At 75.0% G+C, this 15755-nt stretch carries 11 protein-coding genes; 5 read left to right on the forward strand and 6 right to left on the reverse strand.

The genetic code is table 11. From position 1 onward, the window contains the following. Both K329_RS25280 and K329_RS0107130 read right to left on the reverse strand, forming a co-directional pair. Nucleotides 1-1362 (reverse strand): HRDC domain-containing protein, encoded by a 1362-nt coding sequence (locus K329_RS25280; RefSeq protein WP_084541081.1) that lies wholly within the window; start codon nucleotides 1360-1362, stop codon nucleotides 1-3. After that, nucleotides 1359-1970 (reverse strand): DUF3000 domain-containing protein, encoded by a 612-nt coding sequence (locus tag K329_RS0107130; protein ID WP_052336525.1) that lies wholly within the window; start codon nucleotides 1968-1970, stop codon nucleotides 1359-1361. Before K329_RS0107130 ends, K329_RS25280 begins: the two co-directional genes overlap by 4 nt. A 69-nt stretch (nucleotides 1971-2039) precedes the next feature. On the opposite strand from K329_RS0107130, the gene hemE reads away from it, so the two are divergent. Then, nucleotides 2040-3104: a uroporphyrinogen decarboxylase gene (hemE, locus tag K329_RS0107135; RefSeq protein ID WP_245596467.1), complete on the forward strand. Its 1065-nt coding sequence runs from the start codon at nucleotides 2040-2042 to the stop codon at nucleotides 3102-3104. 22 nt (nucleotides 3105-3126) lie between these two features. Here hemE and K329_RS0107140 read toward each other — a convergent pair whose 3' ends face one another. The 4 genes from K329_RS0107140 to K329_RS0107155 all read right to left on the reverse strand — a co-directional run bounded on the left by K329_RS0107140 (nucleotide 3127) and on the right by K329_RS0107155 (nucleotide 6485). Next, nucleotides 3127-3987: an SDR family NAD(P)-dependent oxidoreductase gene (locus tag K329_RS0107140; RefSeq protein ID WP_084541082.1), complete on the reverse strand. Its 861-nt coding sequence runs from the start codon at nucleotides 3985-3987 to the stop codon at nucleotides 3127-3129. Further along, a complete protein-coding gene (locus K329_RS0107145; RefSeq protein WP_028472493.1) occupies nucleotides 3984-4745 on the reverse strand; it encodes an SDR family oxidoreductase in 762 nt (253 codons plus the stop codon). The genes K329_RS0107140 and K329_RS0107145 overlap by 4 nt, the downstream gene beginning before the upstream one ends. A gap of 124 nt (nucleotides 4746-4869) precedes the next feature. Beyond that, nucleotides 4870-5457, reverse strand: coding sequence for a dihydrofolate reductase family protein (locus K329_RS0107150; protein WP_028472494.1), 588 nt, complete (start codon nucleotides 5455-5457; stop codon nucleotides 4870-4872). Between the two features lie 134 nt (nucleotides 5458-5591). Further along, the gene (locus K329_RS0107155) at nucleotides 5592-6485 is read right to left on the reverse strand and encodes an MOSC domain-containing protein (RefSeq protein ID WP_245596468.1); all 894 of its coding nucleotides are present in this window, start codon (nucleotides 6483-6485) and stop codon (nucleotides 5592-5594) included. 85 nt (nucleotides 6486-6570) lie between these two features. Here K329_RS0107155 and K329_RS0107160 point away from each other — a divergent pair, with 85 nt between their 5' ends. The 4 genes from K329_RS0107160 (at nucleotide 6571) to K329_RS0107175 (ending at nucleotide 15716) form a co-directional block, all read left to right on the forward strand. Beyond that, entirely contained in the window at nucleotides 6571-8292 is a 1722-nt protein-coding gene (locus K329_RS0107160; protein WP_028472496.1) for an ABC-F family ATP-binding cassette domain-containing protein, read from the forward strand. A 112-nt stretch (nucleotides 8293-8404) separates the two neighbouring features. Then, nucleotides 8405-10045, forward strand: a complete 1641-nt coding sequence (locus tag K329_RS25285) for a long-chain-fatty-acid--CoA ligase (RefSeq protein WP_084541083.1) — start codon at nucleotides 8405-8407, stop codon at nucleotides 10043-10045. 287 nt (nucleotides 10046-10332) lie between these two features. Beyond that, the gene (locus tag K329_RS25290; RefSeq protein ID WP_245596469.1) at nucleotides 10333-14397 is read left to right on the forward strand and encodes a Pls/PosA family non-ribosomal peptide synthetase; all 4065 of its coding nucleotides are present in this window, start codon (nucleotides 10333-10335) and stop codon (nucleotides 14395-14397) included. Further along, nucleotides 14394-15716: a M1 family metallopeptidase gene (locus K329_RS0107175; protein ID WP_028472497.1), complete on the forward strand. Its 1323-nt coding sequence runs from the start codon at nucleotides 14394-14396 to the stop codon at nucleotides 15714-15716. The genes K329_RS25290 and K329_RS0107175 overlap by 4 nt, the downstream gene beginning before the upstream one ends. Nucleotides 15717-15755: the final 39 nt, after the last annotated feature.

Consider the following 15755-nt stretch of genomic DNA (forward strand, 5'->3'; position numbering starts at 1 on the left):
TCAGTCCTCGTCGGACTGGTCGGGCTCGACCGTCGCGCTCGGTTCGGCCGGCGGCGGTGTCGCGTCGGCCTCGAGGATCGCGGTGACGATCAGCTCGAGGGTCTGCGCCACCTGCCAGGAGCGGGCGCCGTACCCCAGCAGCTGCACGGTCACGGCCTCGCGCAGCTCCCCGACCTCGCGCTCCTCGGGCGGCTGCCACAGGATGCGGCGCAGGTAGTCGGGCGTCAGCAGGTTCTCGACCGGCAGGTGGAGCTCGTCGGACAGCGTCGCCATGCGCTCGCGCGCCAGGGCGAGCCGTCGGGCGGCCACCGGGTCCTTGTCGGCCCAGGCCCGCGGGGGCGGGGGACCGTCGCCGCGCGGGGCGCGGCTGGGCAGGTCGGCCTCGTCGAGCTGCGTCACGGCCTCGAGCGCGGCGACCCAGCGGGCGGAGTACCGGTCGGCGCCCCGGCCCTTGAAGCCGGGTGTCGCGAGCAGGGTGGCCTTCGTGGTGGGCAGCGCCTCGGCCGCGGCGATGATCGCCGGGTCGGGCAGCACCCGGCCGGGGGTCACGTCGCGGCTGCGGGCGATGTCGTCGCGCACCTCCCACAGGGCGCGGACGGCGGCGAGGGCGCGGCGTCCGCGCAGGCGGTGGGAGCCGGAGACCCGGCGCCACGGCTCGGCCCGGACGGTGGGGGTGAAGGAGAGCAGGTGCTCGAACTCCTGGCGGGCCCACTCGGTCTTGCCGGCCTCCTCGAGCTCGGCGACGAGCAGCTCCCGCAGCTCGAGCAGCACCTCGACGTCGAGGGCGGCGTAGTCGAGCCACGGCTCGGGCAGGGGGCGCCTCGACCAGTCGACGGCCGAGTGCTCCTTGCGCATGCGCTGGCCGAGCAGGGTCTCGACGAGGGTCGCCAGGCCCACCCGGGGGTGGCCGAGCAGGCGCCCGACGAGCTCGGTGTCGAAGAGGGTCGTGGGGCGCAGGCCGACCTCGGCGAGGCACGCGAGGTCCTGGGTCGCGGCGTGCAGGATCCACTCGGCGTCGCCGATGGCCTCCTGCACGGGGGCGAGCGACTCGAACGCGATGGGGTCGACGAGCGCCGTACCGGCACCCTCGCGACGCAGCTGGATGAGGTAGGCCCGCGAGGAGTACCGGTAGCCCGACGCGCGCTCGGCGTCGATCGCCACGGGGCCGCTGCCGGCCGCGAGCTTCTCGCAGTACGCCGCGAGCGCCTCGTCGGTCTCGATGATCGGCGGCAGCCCGTCGCGCAGCTCGAGCAGGGGAGCCAGGGGAGCCTCGGGCTCGGCGGCGTCGGTGGTCACGTCGTCGGTGGGCGCGTCGGCAGCCCCGTCGTCGGGCTCGGGCGCGACCTGCGTGTCGCCGCTCACGACCTGCCTCGCTGGCCGCGGCGGCTCGGCATCACGGCCACGCCCTCCGGGACGGGCTCGAGGCCGCCGGCCTGGCACATCAGCTCGCCCCAGGCCTCGACGTGGGTGTCGAGGTCGAGGCCCTGCGGCGTCCAGGACGCCCGGATCTCGATCTGCGCGGTCGAGTCCTCGTCGGCCATCTGGCCGAAGCTCTGGGTGGTCACGCAGGTCACCGTGCCGGCCGCGGCGCCGTACGACGCCCCGTGGGCCTCCAGCGCCTCCTCCAGCCAGGTCCAGCCGACCTCCGCCAGCAGCGGGTCGGCGGCCAGCTCGGAGTCGATCTCGGCGCGCACGTAGGCGACGCAGCGGAAGGTGCCGTCCCAGGCGTCGTTGCCGGCCGGGTCGTGCAGCAGGATGATGCGGCCGGTCGCGACCTCGTCGTCGTCCGCGCCCGTCACGTCGCCGGTGAGGGCGACCGCGTACGGCGCGATGCGCTGCGGCGCGGGCATCTCCTCGAGGCTCACCTCGGGGCGCACCCGCGCGGCCCGCAGGGCGGCCACGGCGTCGGTGAACTCGCGTGGCTGCAGCGCCGGGCGTCCGCCCGGTCGCGTGTCGTGTCCGGCCACCATGGGCCCACCGTAGGCCGGTTCCGCGAGGTCGCTGCTGCGCCACGCCGCCTGACCTGGGAGGATCGCTGGGTGTCGAACCCAGTGGAGACCACCCGCACGCCCGACCCGCGACTCGCCGACTCCGCCTTCCTGAAGGCGGCGCGCGGTGAGCAGGTGCCCCACACGCCGGTCTGGTACATGCGTCAGGCCGGCCGGTCGCTCCCGGAGTACCTGGCGCTGCGCGAGGGCGTGGGCATGCTCGAGTCGTGCATGCGGGCGGACCTCATCACCGAGATCACGCTGCAGCCCGTGCGCCGCTACGGCGTCGACGCGGCCGTGTTCTTCTCCGACATCGTGCTGCCGCTCAAGGCGGTCGGGGTCGACCTCGACATCAAGCCCGGCGTGGGCCCGGTCGTCGCCTCGCCCGTGCGGACGCTGGCCGACGTGGCGGCGATCCCCGACCTGACGCCGGAGCACGTCCCCTTCATCACCGAGGCCGTCGGCGCGCTCGCCGGCGAGCTGGGCGGCACGCCGCTGATCGGCTTCGCCGGGGCGCCGTTCACGGTGGCGTCGTACCTGGTCGAGGGCGGGCCCAGCAAGGAGCACGCGAAGACCAAGGCCATGATGTTCGGCGCCCCCGACGTGTGGGACGCCCTCATGCGCAAGATCGGCGGCATCGCCGCGGCGTTCCTCGCCGTCCAGGTGCGGGCGGGCGCCTCCGCCGTCCAGCTCTTCGACTCCTGGGCCGGGGCCCTGACCCCGGCCGACTACGCCGAGCACGTGATGCCCCACTCCGCGCGCGTGCTGGCCGAGGCGGGCGAGCTCGGCGTGCCGCGCATCCACTTCGGGGTCGGCACGTCGAACCTGCTCGGCCTCATGGGCGAGGCCGGCGCCGACGTCGTGGGCGTCGACTGGCGCACCCCCCTGGAGTCCGCCCTCGCCGTCGTCGGCGACCGGGGCGTCCAGGGCAACCTCGACCCGACCCTGGTGTTCGCCCCGACCGACGTCATGACCGCCCGCGCGGCCGAGATCATCGAGGCCGGACGCGCCGCCCGCGGCCACATCTTCAACCTGGGCCACGGCGTCATCCCCTCCACCGACCCCGACCAGCTCAAGGCGCTGACCGAGTTCGTGCAGGGCTACCCGCTGGGCTGATCGGCGGCGCCGGGCCCGGCCCTCAGACCGACCGGTCGAGCTTCGCCTGGAGCCGCTGCATGCCGCCGAGCCAGGCGTCGGTGTCCTGCGCGCGCATCCGGTAGTAGTCGGCCACCTCGGGGTGCGGCAGCACCAGGAACCGGCCCTCGTCGAGCGCGACCGTCCACGCGTCGGCCACCTGCTCCGGCTCGAGCGCGCTGTCGCGCGAGAGCAGGGCGGCCAGCGGTCCGGAGTTCTCCAGCATCGCCGTGCGCACCCCCTGGGGGCAGATCGCCTGCACGGCGACGCCGCGGGCGCCGTACGTCGCGCTCAGCCACTCCGCGAAGCCCACGGCGGCGTGCTTCGTGACCGAGTACGGCGCGGAGCCCAGCATCGTGAGCAGGCCCGCGGCCGAGGCGGTGACGACGAAGCGTCCGCGCGGGGCGCCGTCCGGGCCCTCCGGGCGCTCGAGCCACCCCGGCACGAGCAGGCGGGCCGCCCGGACGTGGGCCATCACGTTCACCTCGAGCATCCGTGCCCAGGCGGCGTCGGGGGTGTCGAGGCTCGTCGGGGCGCCCTCGGCGAGGCCGTCGCCCAGCCCGGTCCCGGCGTCGGGCGTCGTGTCGATCCCGGCGTTGGCGAGGTAGACGTCGATCGCGCCGAGGGTCTCGGTCGCGGCGGCGACCACGCGTCGTACGCCCTCGTCGGTCGCGGCGTCACCCGGGACGGCGACCCCGCCGACCTCGGCCGCCACCGCCGCCGCGTGCTCCTCGTCGAGGTCGTTGACGACCACGCGGGCACCCTCGGCCGCGGCCCGCAGGGCGAGCGCCCGGCCGATGCCGCGTCCGGCGCCGGTGACGACGACGCCCTGGCCGGCCAGCCGACCGGCGGGGGTCGGTGTCACACGCCACCGCTGAGCGTGAGGCCGCCGTCGAGCACGAGGGTCTGGCCGGTGGTCCAGGACGCGTCGTCCGAGAGCAGGTAGGCGACCGCGCCCGCGATGTCGTGGGGGAGGCCCAGGCGCTTGAGCGGGTAGGCGGCGGCGACCTCCTCCTCGCGGTCGGTGTAGAGCGCCTCCGCGAACCGGGTCTTCACCACGGCGGGGGCGACCGCGTTGACGCGGATGTCGGGGCCGAGCTCGACGGCGAGCTCCTCGGTGAGGTGGATCAGCAGGGCCTTCGACGCGCCGTAGAACGCGATGCCGGGCGCCGGGCGCAGGCCCGCGACGGAGGCGACGTTGACGATCGCGCCGCCGTGCTCCTTCATCCAGGCGCCCACCACCTTCTGCGTCCAGGCGAGCGTGCCCACCGCGTTGACCTCGAGGATCTTGCGGGCGGCGTCGAGGTCGAGGTCCATCAGGGTGCCGTACGCCGGGTTGATGCCCGTGTTGTTGACCAGCAGGTCGATGCTGCCGAACGTCTCGACGGCCCGCCGCACGACGTCGGCCTGGTGCTCCGCGTCGTCGGCGCGCCCCGGGATGCCGAGCGCCTTGTCGGGCCCGCCCAGCTCGGCCACCGCCGCCTCGAGGGCCTCGGCCTTGCGGGCGGTGATGACCACGCGCGCCCCCTCGTCGACGAGACGCTGGGCGATGGCGAGGCCGATGCCGCGGCTGGCGCCGGTGACGATCGCGGTCTTGCCGGCGAGGCCGGGGGATGCGGGCATGGAGGGTCCTCCTCGGACGATCGGTGGCACGGGCGGTCCGCGGGGGCGTGACCCGCGTCACCGTACGTCTACCAGAGGAGTCGCAGCCGGCACCGCACGACCCGGCGCTCCACGACCCGGGGCCTCACGCCACGGCGTACCGCTGCAGCGTGACGCCCGAGGTGAAGGCCCGGGTCTCCAGCAGGGTCAGCCAGGTGTCGTCCACGGGGCCGTCGGCCTCGCGGAAGAGCCGGCGGCCGCGCCCGACGACGACGGGGTGGACGAACAGTCGGACCTCGTCGACGAGACCGAGGCGCAGCAAGTCGTGGCACAGCGTGATGGACCCCGTGACCACGATCTCCTGACGCTCACCGGGCCGGTCGCGCTCCTTGAGCGCCGTGACCTCGGCGGCCAGGTCGGCGCCGGGGAGGATCTCGGTGGGCTCCCAGGCGGGGTCGGTGAGGGTGGAGGAGACGACGTACTTCTGCACCTGGTCGAGGTACGCCGTGATGCCGGTGGTGTCGTCGGTCTGCTGCGGCCAGTAGCCCCGCATGTCCTCGAACGTGCGCCGGCCGGTGAGGAAGCCGTCGGCGGCGGAGTCCTGGCGGCGCAGCTCGGCGAGCACGTCCGACTGGTCGCCCCGCCGGTCGTCGCCGGCCGGACCGAACCAGCCGCTGATCGCCTCCACGACGCCGTCGAGGGTGATGTTCTGGGTGAGGACGAGCCTGCGCATGCCGTGGGACCTTCCGTCGGGGGCGCCGGGTGGGCGCCGTACCCCTGTGCCGACCCGGTCCGCCGGCCGGACTCATCGGCCGGATCGATCGGCCGGACCCATCGGCAGGGGCCAGGCGGGTGCGGCGGCGTCGGTCAGGCGGGTACGGCGGGAGCGGCCCGGAGCGGCCCGCCCCCGGGCGCGACGGCCTCCAGCACCTCGAGCTCGTCGCCGACCCGCAGCGTCACCCCGGCGTCGGCGGGGCCGTCGGGCACGAGGTTGACCCCGAACCAGACGCCCTTGTCGAAGCGGCGGGTGCGGGCGAGGGTCCACATGGGCTCGCGGCCCTTGGCGCCCGTGTCGGGGTCGACGGTGGTGAGCACGCAGCGGGCGCAGCCCTTGACCATACGGAACGTCGCGTCGCCGACGCGCACGCGGCGCCAGTCGTCCTCCGCCCAGGCCACGTCGCCGTCGACGACCAGGTTGGGCCGGAACCGGTTCATCGCCACGGGGTCGCCGTCGTTCTCGGCGACCGCCTCGTTCAGCGCTGCCAACGAGCGCTCGGTGGTGAGCAGCAGCGGGTAGCCGTCGGCGAAGCCCACGCGGTCGTCCGCGCGGCTGAAGGCCGGGCTCGTGGGGCGCCGCGTCGGGTCGTCGAGGTGCACGAGGCGCACCGCGTGCCCCAGGTAGTCGCTGAGCCAGGCGTCCGCCGCCGTGCTCGCCACGGCGGCCGGCAGCTCCGACCCCCAGATCTCGACGTCGAGGAGCGTCGCGGCGTCGGGCAGGGGCACGTCGAGCGGGGCGGGTGCGTCCTCCACGCCGGGCGCCGCGAGGTGGAGCCCGGCCGCGGTCAGGCGCGGCTCGACGAGCACGAGCCGGGGATCGCTGCGCGCCGAGACGAAGCGGCCGGTGTCGGGCCCCTCGCCCAGCACCACCATCCAGCGGCGGTCGCCGGCCAGCCCCCAGGGCTCGACGACGGCGTCGGCGAGGGCCTCGCCACGCATCGACTTCACGGGGTAGCGGTGCAGCGAGGTGACGGTGAGGGGCACGCCGTACAGGCTAAGGCGGCCGTTCCTCGCGTGCGCGGCGATATCGACGTGACCTGGCCGGCGTCGTGCCGGACAATCGCCTCCCGTGGGTCATGTCGAGGTCGCCGGGGTCAGGTTCGAGCTGCCGGACGGGCGGGTGCTGCTCGACGACGTCTCGTTCCGGGTCGGCGACGGCGCCAAGGTCGCGCTGGTGGGCGCCAACGGGGCGGGCAAGTCGACGCTGCTGAAGATCGTGACGGGCGACCTCGCCCCGCACGCGGGGGTGGTGACCCGGTCGGGCGGGCTCGGCGTGATGCGCCAGTTCGTCGGCCAGGGCGTCGTGGGCAGCGGCGCCGAGCAGGTCGACGACCCCACCGTGGGCGACCTGCTGCTGTCGGTGGCCCCCGACCGCGTACGGCGCGCCGCGGCCGCCGTGGACGCCTGCGAGCTGGCGCTCATGGAGACCGACGACGAGGCCACCCAGATGCGCTACGCCACCGCGCTCTCCGAGTTCGCCGACGCTGGCGGCTACGACATCGAGGTCGTCTGGGACACCTGCACGACCGCCGCGCTGGGCACGCCGTACGAGCGCGCCCGCCACCGCGTGCTGCGCACCCTCTCCGGTGGGGAGCAGAAGCGGCTGGTGCTGGAGTACCTGCTGCGCGGTCCCGACGAGGTGCTGCTGCTCGACGAGCCCGACAACTACCTCGACGTGCCCGGCAAGATCTGGCTCGAGCAGCGCATCGCCGGCTCGCCGAAGACGGTGCTGTTCGTCAGCCACGACCGCGAGCTGCTCGCCAACGCGGCCACGCGGGTGGTGACCGTCGAGCTCGGCACCGAGGGCGCCGGCAACTCGGTGTGGACCCACCCGGGCGGCTTCGCGTCGTACCACGAGGCCCGCACCGACCGGTTCGCCCGCTTCGAGGAGCAGCGCAAGCGCTGGGACGAGGAGCAGGCCAAGCTGAAGTCGCTCGTGCTGCGGCTGAAGATCAAGGCCGAGTACAACGACGGCATGTCGAGCCAGTACCGCGCGGCCCAGACCCGGCTGCGCAAGTTCGAGGAGGCCGGCCCGCCCACCGCGCAGCCCCGCGAGCAGAAGGTCACCATGCGGCTCTCCGGCGGGCGCACGGGCAAGCGGGCGGTGGTCTGCGAGGGCCTCGAGCTGAGCGGGCTGATGCAGCCGTTCGACCTCGAGGTCTGGTACGGCGAGCGCGTCGCCGTGCTGGGTTCCAACGGGTCGGGCAAGTCGCACTTCCTGCGGCTGCTCGCCGCCGGCGGCACCGACCCGGAGATCGAGCAGCGGCCCGTCGGCGACGTGCCGCCGGAGCCGGTGCCCCACACGGGGCGCGCCCGGTTGGGGGCGCGGGTGCGGCCGGGCTGGTTCGTGCAGACCCACGAGCACCCCGAGCTGGCCGGACGCACGCTCACGGAGATCCTCCACCGCGGCGACGGCGCCGAGCACGGCCGCCGCGGCATGGGGCGCGAGCAGGCGGCGCGGACCCTCGACCGCTACGAGCTGGCCGCCAGCGCCGAGCAGACCTTCGACGCGCTCTCGGGCGGGCAGCAGGCGCGGTTCCAGATCCTCCTGCTCGAGCTGTCGGGCGCGACGCTGCTGCTGCTCGACGAGCCCACCGACAACCTCGACGTCGCCTCCGCGGAGGCGCTCGAGCAGGGGCTCGAGGCCTTCGAGGGCACGGTGCTCGCGGTGACCCACGACCGCTGGTTCGCGCGCGGCTTCGACCGCTACCTCGTGTACGGCGCCGACGGCCACGTCTACGAGGCGCCGGAGCCGGTGTGGGACGAGGGCCGCGTGGTGCGGGCGCGCTGAGCGGTCGACGGGATGGGGGACGCCACCCCTTGCCCCCGTCTGTGACCGCCGTCACAATCGTGACAGTCCGACTGTCACCGAGGACGGTCGGCGACCCGGGAGGGACCCCGCCTTGAACGCTGTCACCGCATCCGAGACCACCGCCCCCGCGCCGTCCACCGGCTCCGACCCGTCCGCCGCGCCGCGCCCGTCGTACGTCGACGACCGCCTGGCGTGGTGGGCGCAGCAGACGCCCGACGCGCCGGCGATGAGCTACGGGGGCCGCAGCTGGACCTACGCGGAGTGGGACGACCGCGTCCGCCGTCTCGCCGGCGCCCTCGCCGACGCGGGCATCGGCCGGGGCGACGTCGTGGCGTTCCTCGACAAGAACCACCCCGCCTGCGTCGAGCTGTCGATGGCGGCGGGCTCGCTCGGGGCGGCGAACGCGATCGTGAACTGGCGCAGCGCCGGCGACGAGGTCGACTACGCGGTCAACGACTCGGGGGCGCGGCTGCTCGTCGTGGGCGCCGAGCTGCTGCCGACGATCGAGGCGATCCGCGACCGGCTGGTGAACGTGGAGCGGATCGTGGTCGTGACGCCCGAGGGCGTCGACGCGGCGGGGGAGCCCGACGAGTACGAGGCCTGGCTGGCCGCCGCCACCCCGCGGGGCCGCGCGGCGGACGTGGACGTGGAGGACACCTGCCTCGTCATGTACTCCTCCGGCACGACCGGGCGGCCGAAGGGCGTCATGCTGACGCACCGCAACATGGTCGCCCACACGCTCAACGCCCACGACGGCTGGGAGTTCGGCCCCGGCGACGTCTCGCTCGTCGCGATGCCGCTGTTCCACGTCGGCGGCTCGTCGTACGTGCTGTTCGGCCTGCACGACGGCATCCCGTCGATCATGACCCGCGACCCCGACGGCATGTCGCTGGCCGGCGCGATCATGGCCGGCGCCAACAAGACGTTCCTCGTGCCGGCCGTGCTCGCGCAGGTGCTGCAGTCGGGGCCGGACGCCATCAAGCTCTTCGGGGCCCTGCGCAACTACACGTACGGCGCCGCCCCCATGCCCCCGCCGCTGCTGCGGGCCGCCATGGAGGCCTGGCCCGAGACCGACTTCATCCAGGTCTACGGGCTCACCGAGGTCGCCGGCGTGGCCACCCACCTGATGCCGGACGCCCACCGCGACGCCGACCACCCGGAGCGGCTCGTCTCGGCGGGCCAGGCGCTGCCGGAGATGGAGGTCCGGATCGTCGACGCCGTCACGGGCGAGGACACGGCCCCCGGCGAGCACGGCGAGATCTGGCTGCGCGGACCGCAGGTGATGAAGGGGTACCTCGGCAAGCCCGACGAGACCGCGAAGGTGATCACGTCCGACGGCTGGTTCCGCACGGGCGACGTCGGCCGCCTCGACGACGAGGGCTTCTGCTTCGTGCAGGACCGCATCAAGGACATGATCATCTCGGGCGGCGAGAACATCTACTCGCCCGAGGTCGAGCGCGTCCTGGCCGAGCACCCGGCCGTCATGGAGTGCGCCGTCATCGGGGTGCCCGACGAGCGCTGGGGCGAGACGGTGAAGGCGGTCGTGGCGCTCAAGCCCGACACCTCCGCGACGGCCGAGGAGATCATCGCGTTCTGCCGCGACCGCCTCGCCCACTTCAAGTGCCCCAAGACCGTCGACGTGCTCCCGGCCCTGCCGCGCAACCCGACCGGCAAGATCCTCAAGCGCGACCTGCGCGCGCCGTACTGGGACGGGCGCGGGTCGGTGATCTGAGGCGGCGGGGGCGGCGGCGGTTTCGCTGCAGGGTCGGTGGAGCCTTCGACCTCGGCGATGCCGGTCCGGCGGGTCGCGGTGTCAGCGTCAGGGCGAACGGGGCGCCCACACCGCGACCGGTGGGGTCGGGTGGGTCGCGGTGTCAGCGACAGGGCGGACGGGGCGCCCACACCGCGACCCGGCCCGCGACCCACCGCCCCAGGCACACCGGGCCGCCCCCGAACCCCACCGCCCACCCCTCGCGCGCCATCACCGTCCGTTCACCCGGACCGGCCACACTGCCCCGCGTGAGCGACGCCCCCCACGACGGGAGCACCGGCGACCAGCCGGTGGCCCCGCCTCCCCCTCCCGCCCCGAGCACCCCGGCCGCCCCGGCCGCCCCGGCCGCCCCGGCCGCCCCGTCCGCCCGGAGCGCCCCCGCCGACGACCCGCTCCGGCGCGGCCACCTGGCGCCGGTGGAGCGCACGCTCGTCGACGTGTTCCGCGCGACGGTCGAGCAGGCCGCCGACGAGCCGGCCGTCGACGCCGGGCTGGGGGTGCTGACGTACGCCGAGCTCGAGGAGCAGGCCGAGGGCCTCGCCGCCGAGCTGGCGCAGCAGGGCGTGGGGCCGGGCGACAAGGTGGGCGTGCAGGTCACGTCCGGCACGACCGACCTCTACGTCGCGATCCTCGGCGTCCTGCTGGCGGGGGCGGCGTACGTGCCGGTCGACGCCGACGACCCGCCGGAGCGCGCCCTGCTCGTCTTCGGCGAGGCCGACGTGGCCGCGGTCGTCACCGACGAGCTCGCCGTCGAGGTCCGCCGGTCGGGGGAGCCCCGCGCGCAGCAGGACCCCTCGCCCGACGACGACGCCTGGGTGATCTTCACCTCCGGCTCGACGGGCACGCCGAAGGGCGTCGCCGTCACCCACCGCAACGCCGCCGCGTTCGTCGACGCGGAGGCGCGGATGTTCCTGCAGCCCGCGCCGCTCGGGGTGGGCGACCGGGTGATGGCCGGGCTCTCGGTGGCGTTCGACGCGAGCTGCGAGGAGATGTGGCTGGCGTGGCGGTACGGCGGGTGCCTCGTGCCCGCACCGCGCGCTCTCGTCCGCTCCGGCATCGACGTCGGTCCGTGGCTCGTCGCCAACCGGGTCACCGTCGTGTCGACCGTGCCGACCCTCGTCGCGCTGTGGCCCGCGGAGGCGCTCGAGCGCGTGCGACTGCTGATCATGGGCGGCGAGGCGTGCCCGCCCGAGCTGGCCGCCCGCCTGGTGCGCGAGGGCCGCGAGGTCTGGAACACCTACGGCCCCACCGAGGCGACGGTCGTGGCCTGCGGGTGCGAGCTCACCGGCGAGGCCCCCGTGCGCATCGGGCTGCCCCTCGACGGCTGGGACCTCGCCGTCGTCGACCCCGCCACCGGCGTGCCCGTGGCCCCGGGCGAGCAGGGCGAGCTGATCATCGGCGGCGTCGGCCTGGCCCGCTACCTCGACCCGGCCAAGGACGCCGAGAAGTACGCCGCGATGCCCACCCTGGGCTGGGAGCGCGCCTACCGCTCGGGCGACATCGTCGTGAACGACCCCGTCGGGCTGCTCTTCGCCGGCCGCGCCGACGACCAGGTGAAGCTGGGCGGGCGCCGCATCGAGCTGGGCGAGGTCGACTCGGCCCTCCTCGCGCTGCCCGGGGTGAGCAGCGCGGCGGCCGCGGTGCGCCGTACCGCCGCGGGCAACCAGCTGCTCGTCGGCTACGTGACCGCCGAGCCCGGCTTCGACGCCTCCGCCGCGCTCGACCGTCTGCGCGCCGCCATGCCGGCCGCGCTGGTGCCGCGGCTCGCGGTGGTCGACACGCTGCCGACGCGTACGTCGGGCAAGGTCGACCGCGACGCGCTGCCCTGGCCGCTCCCCGGCGCCGCCGAGAGCGGGCCCCGCGACGACCTCTCCGACACCGAGGCCTGGATCGCCGAGCTGTGGCTCGACGTGCTCGGCGCCGACGTGCAGGGCGCCGACGCCGACTTCTTCGACCTCGGCGGCGGCAGCCTCACCGCGGCCCAGATCGTGGGGCGGCTGCGCACCCGGTTCCCCGAGGTCGCGGTCGGCGACGTCTACGAGCGCTCGACGGTGGCGGCGCTGGCGGCGTACCTCGACGCGATGGCCGCCCCGGCGACGACGGCGAGCGACCGCAAGGTGCGCCCGCTGCCGGTGAAGAGCCAGCGCGGCCAGGTGGCGGCGACGCTGCTGGTGCGCGCGGTCGGCGGCCTGCGCTGGGTGGTCTGGACGATGATCGGCTCCACCCTGCTCGCACCGGTGCTCGACGACGCGGACTGGCTGCCGACCTACCCCTGGTGGCTGCTCGTCGTGCTGTGGGCCGCGCTGCTCACCCCGCCCGGGCGCATGCTGCTCGCCGCCGGCCAGGCCCGGCTGCTGCTGCGGGGCGTCACCCCGGGGGAGCACCCGCGCGGCGGCAAGGTGCACCTGCGGCTCTGGCTGGCCGAGAAGCTCGCCGACGAGATCGGCGCCACGAACCTCGCAGGGGCGCCGCTCATCACCTGGTACGCCCGCCTGCTCGGCGCCGACGTGGGTCGCGACGTCGACCTGCACTCGCTGCCCGGCGTCACCGGCATGCTCCGCCTCGGCAAGGGCGCCTCCGTGGAGCCGGAGGTCGACCTCACCGGCCACTGGATCGACGGCGACGTCGTGCACGTCGGCCGCATCGAGGTCGGGGCCCGCGCCCGCATCGGGGCGCGCAGCATGCTCGTGCCGGGTGCCCACGTCGGCTCCGACGCCGAGATCGCCCCGGGCTCCGCCGTCTTCGGCGACGTGCCGTCCGGCGAGTTCTGGGCGGGCTCGCCCGCGCGCCGGGTGCGCCGTACCGCCCGCGGCCCCTGGCAGGAGCGGCCCGAGCGCCCCCGGGCGTGGGTCGCGGCGTACGCCGCCAGCGCCGTCGTGCTCGGCCTCCTCCCCGCCCTCGCGATGGGCGTCGGCGCCCTCGTGGCGCTGCCCGGGCTGGCCGCCGTCGACGGGTACGGCGCGCTGCTCGCCCACCTGCTCGTGCGGCTGCCCCTCGGCGTCCTCGTCGGCCTGCTCGTGCTCACGGTCTCGATCTGGGCCGTCGTGCGTCTGTGCGCGCTGCGGCTCGCCACCGGCATCCACCCCGTGCGTAGCCGCACCGCCCTGCAGGTGTGGACGACGATGCGCGTGCTCGACGAGGCGCGCACCTGGCTCTACGGCCTCTACGCGTCGTCGCTCACGCCGTACTGGCTGCGCTCGCTCGGCGCCCGGATCGGCACCGGTGTCGAGGCCTCGACGGTGCTGATGGTGCCGCGCCTGACCCAGGTCGGCGACCACGCGTTCCTCGCCGACGACACCCTCATCGGGGGCTACGAGCTCGGCGGCGGCTGGCTGCGCGTCGAGCGCGTGAAGATCGGCAAGCGGGCGTTCGTCGGCAACTCCGGCATGGCGGCCCCGGGCCGCAAGGTGCCGAAGGCCTCCCTCGTGGCGGTGCTCTCGGCGGCCCCGCAGCGCAAGACGGCGCGCAGCGGCGAGTCCTGGCTGGGCAGTCCGCCCGCGGCGCTGCGACGGACGTCGGAGAGCGGCGACACCGCCCGCACCTACGCCCCGGCGCGGCGCCTCCACGTGGCCCGCGCGCTCGTCGAGGTCTGCCGGCTCGTGCCCGTGCTGCTCACCGTCGCGCTCACGGTGACGGTCGTGGTCGGCCTCGCCGCGCTGCTCGCGGTGCCCGACGACGCCGCGTACGGCGCGCTGCTCGCCGCGGCGCTCGTCGGTCCGCTCCTGGCGGTCGGCGGGCTCGTCGCGGCGCTCGTGACGACCGCCGCCAAGTGGGCGCTCGTCGGCCGGATGCGCCCCGGCAGCCACCCGCTCTGGAGCTCGTTCGTGTGGCGCAACGAGCTGGCCGACACGTTCGTCGAGGTGCTCGCCGTGCCGTGGTTCGCCCGCACGGTGTCGGGCACGCCGCTGCTCAACGTGTGGTTCCGCTCGATGGGCGCCCACATCGGCCGCGGGGTCTGGTGCGCGACCCACTGGCTGCCCGAGGCCGACCTCGTGCACCTCGCCGACGGGGCGACCGTCAACCCGGGCACGGTCGTGCAGACCCACCTCTTCCACGACCGCGTGCTGGCCATGGACACGGTGACCCTGCGACGGGGCGCGACGCTCGGCCCCAACAGCGTCATCCTGCCCGCGGCGGTGCTCGGTCGGCACGCTACGGTCGGCCCCGTGTCCCTGGTCATGCGAGGCGAGTCCGTTCCCGACAAGACCGCGTGGATCGGCAACCCGATCGGGCCCTGGCCCGCGTCGCTCGCCCCCACGACGGGCGTGACCGCTCCCGCGTCGCCGACGTCCGGCGAGCCGGTGACCGCGTGATCGGCGGACTGCCGACGGCCGACGACTACCTGCCTGGCCACGGCGACCGCTCCTGGTCGGCCCGGTCCTACGCCCTCGACCTCACCTACAAGCTCGAGGGCAACCGGCTGAGCGGCGAGGCCCGCATCGAGGTCGAGCTGCTCGAGGAGACCGACCGGGTCGTGCTCGACCTCGCCGGCCTCGACGTCTCGAAGGTGACGGTCGACGGCAAGGCGCCCGCGAAGTTCAGCCAGCGCCGGCACCGCCTGGTCGTCAAGCTCCGCGAGGCCGGGGCGGCGGGCACGACGCTGCGCCTCGTCGTGAAGTACGGCGGCCACCCCGCCCCCCTCGTCGAGAAGCACCACGGCGACGCGGGCTGGGAGGAGCTGACCGACGGCGTCATCGTCGCCGGGCAGCCGCACGGCTCGCCCACCTGGTTCCCCTGCAACGACCGGCCGGACGACAAGGCGCCGTACCGCATCACGGTCACCACCGACACCGGCTACACCGTCGTCTCCAACGGCCTGCTCGAGGCGCGCAAGCGCCGCGGCAGCACCGAGTCGTGGACCTACGTGATGGACCAGCCCATGGCGACCTACCTCGCCACCGTGCAGATCGGCCGCTACGAGATCGTCGAGCACGACGCCGCGGTGCCGCTGCTCTCGGCGGTCCCCGAGGGCTCCGGACGCCGCCGCAGCGAGGGCTACGAGGCCGGCTTCGGCCGCCAGGCCGAGATGATGGCGGCCTTCGCGGAGTGGTTCGGGCCCTACCCGTTCGCCTCCTACGCCGCGGTCGTCACCGGCGACCCGCTCGATATCCCGCTGGAGTCGCAGAGCCTCTCGACCTTCGGCCGCAACTTCGTCTCCGCCGACTGGGAGCAGGTGCGGCTCGTCGCCCACGAGCTCGCCCACCAGTGGTTCGGCAACAGCGTCACGCTCGCCCGCTGGCAGGACATCTGGCTCCACGAGGGGTTCGCCTGCTACAGCGAGTGGCTGTGGTCGGAGCGGTCGGGGGAGCGCTCCTGCCAGGAGTGGGTCGAGCACCACCACGCCGGCCTGACCGACGCCGACGAGGACCTCCTGCTGGCCGACCCCGGCCCGGAGCTCATGTTCGACGACCGGCTCTACAAGCGCGGCGCGGTCGCCCTGCACGTCGTACGACGCAGCGTCGGCGACGAGGCGTTCTTCGACCTGCTGACGGGCTGGGTGGCCGACCACGCCGGCGGGTCCGTCACGACCGAGGCGTTCCTGGAGTACGCCGACGCGCGCACCGGCACGGACGTCAGCGGGCTGCTGGCGCCGTGGCTGTTCGAGACGGCGCTGCCCGACCTGCCGGCCTGAGCGGGGCCCGCGGACGCGCTCGCGGGTCCCGGACCAGCC

The organism is Nocardioides alkalitolerans DSM 16699 (genome assembly GCF_000426525.1).
Lineage (GTDB): Bacteria > Actinomycetota > Actinomycetes > Propionibacteriales > Nocardioidaceae > Nocardioides > Nocardioides alkalitolerans.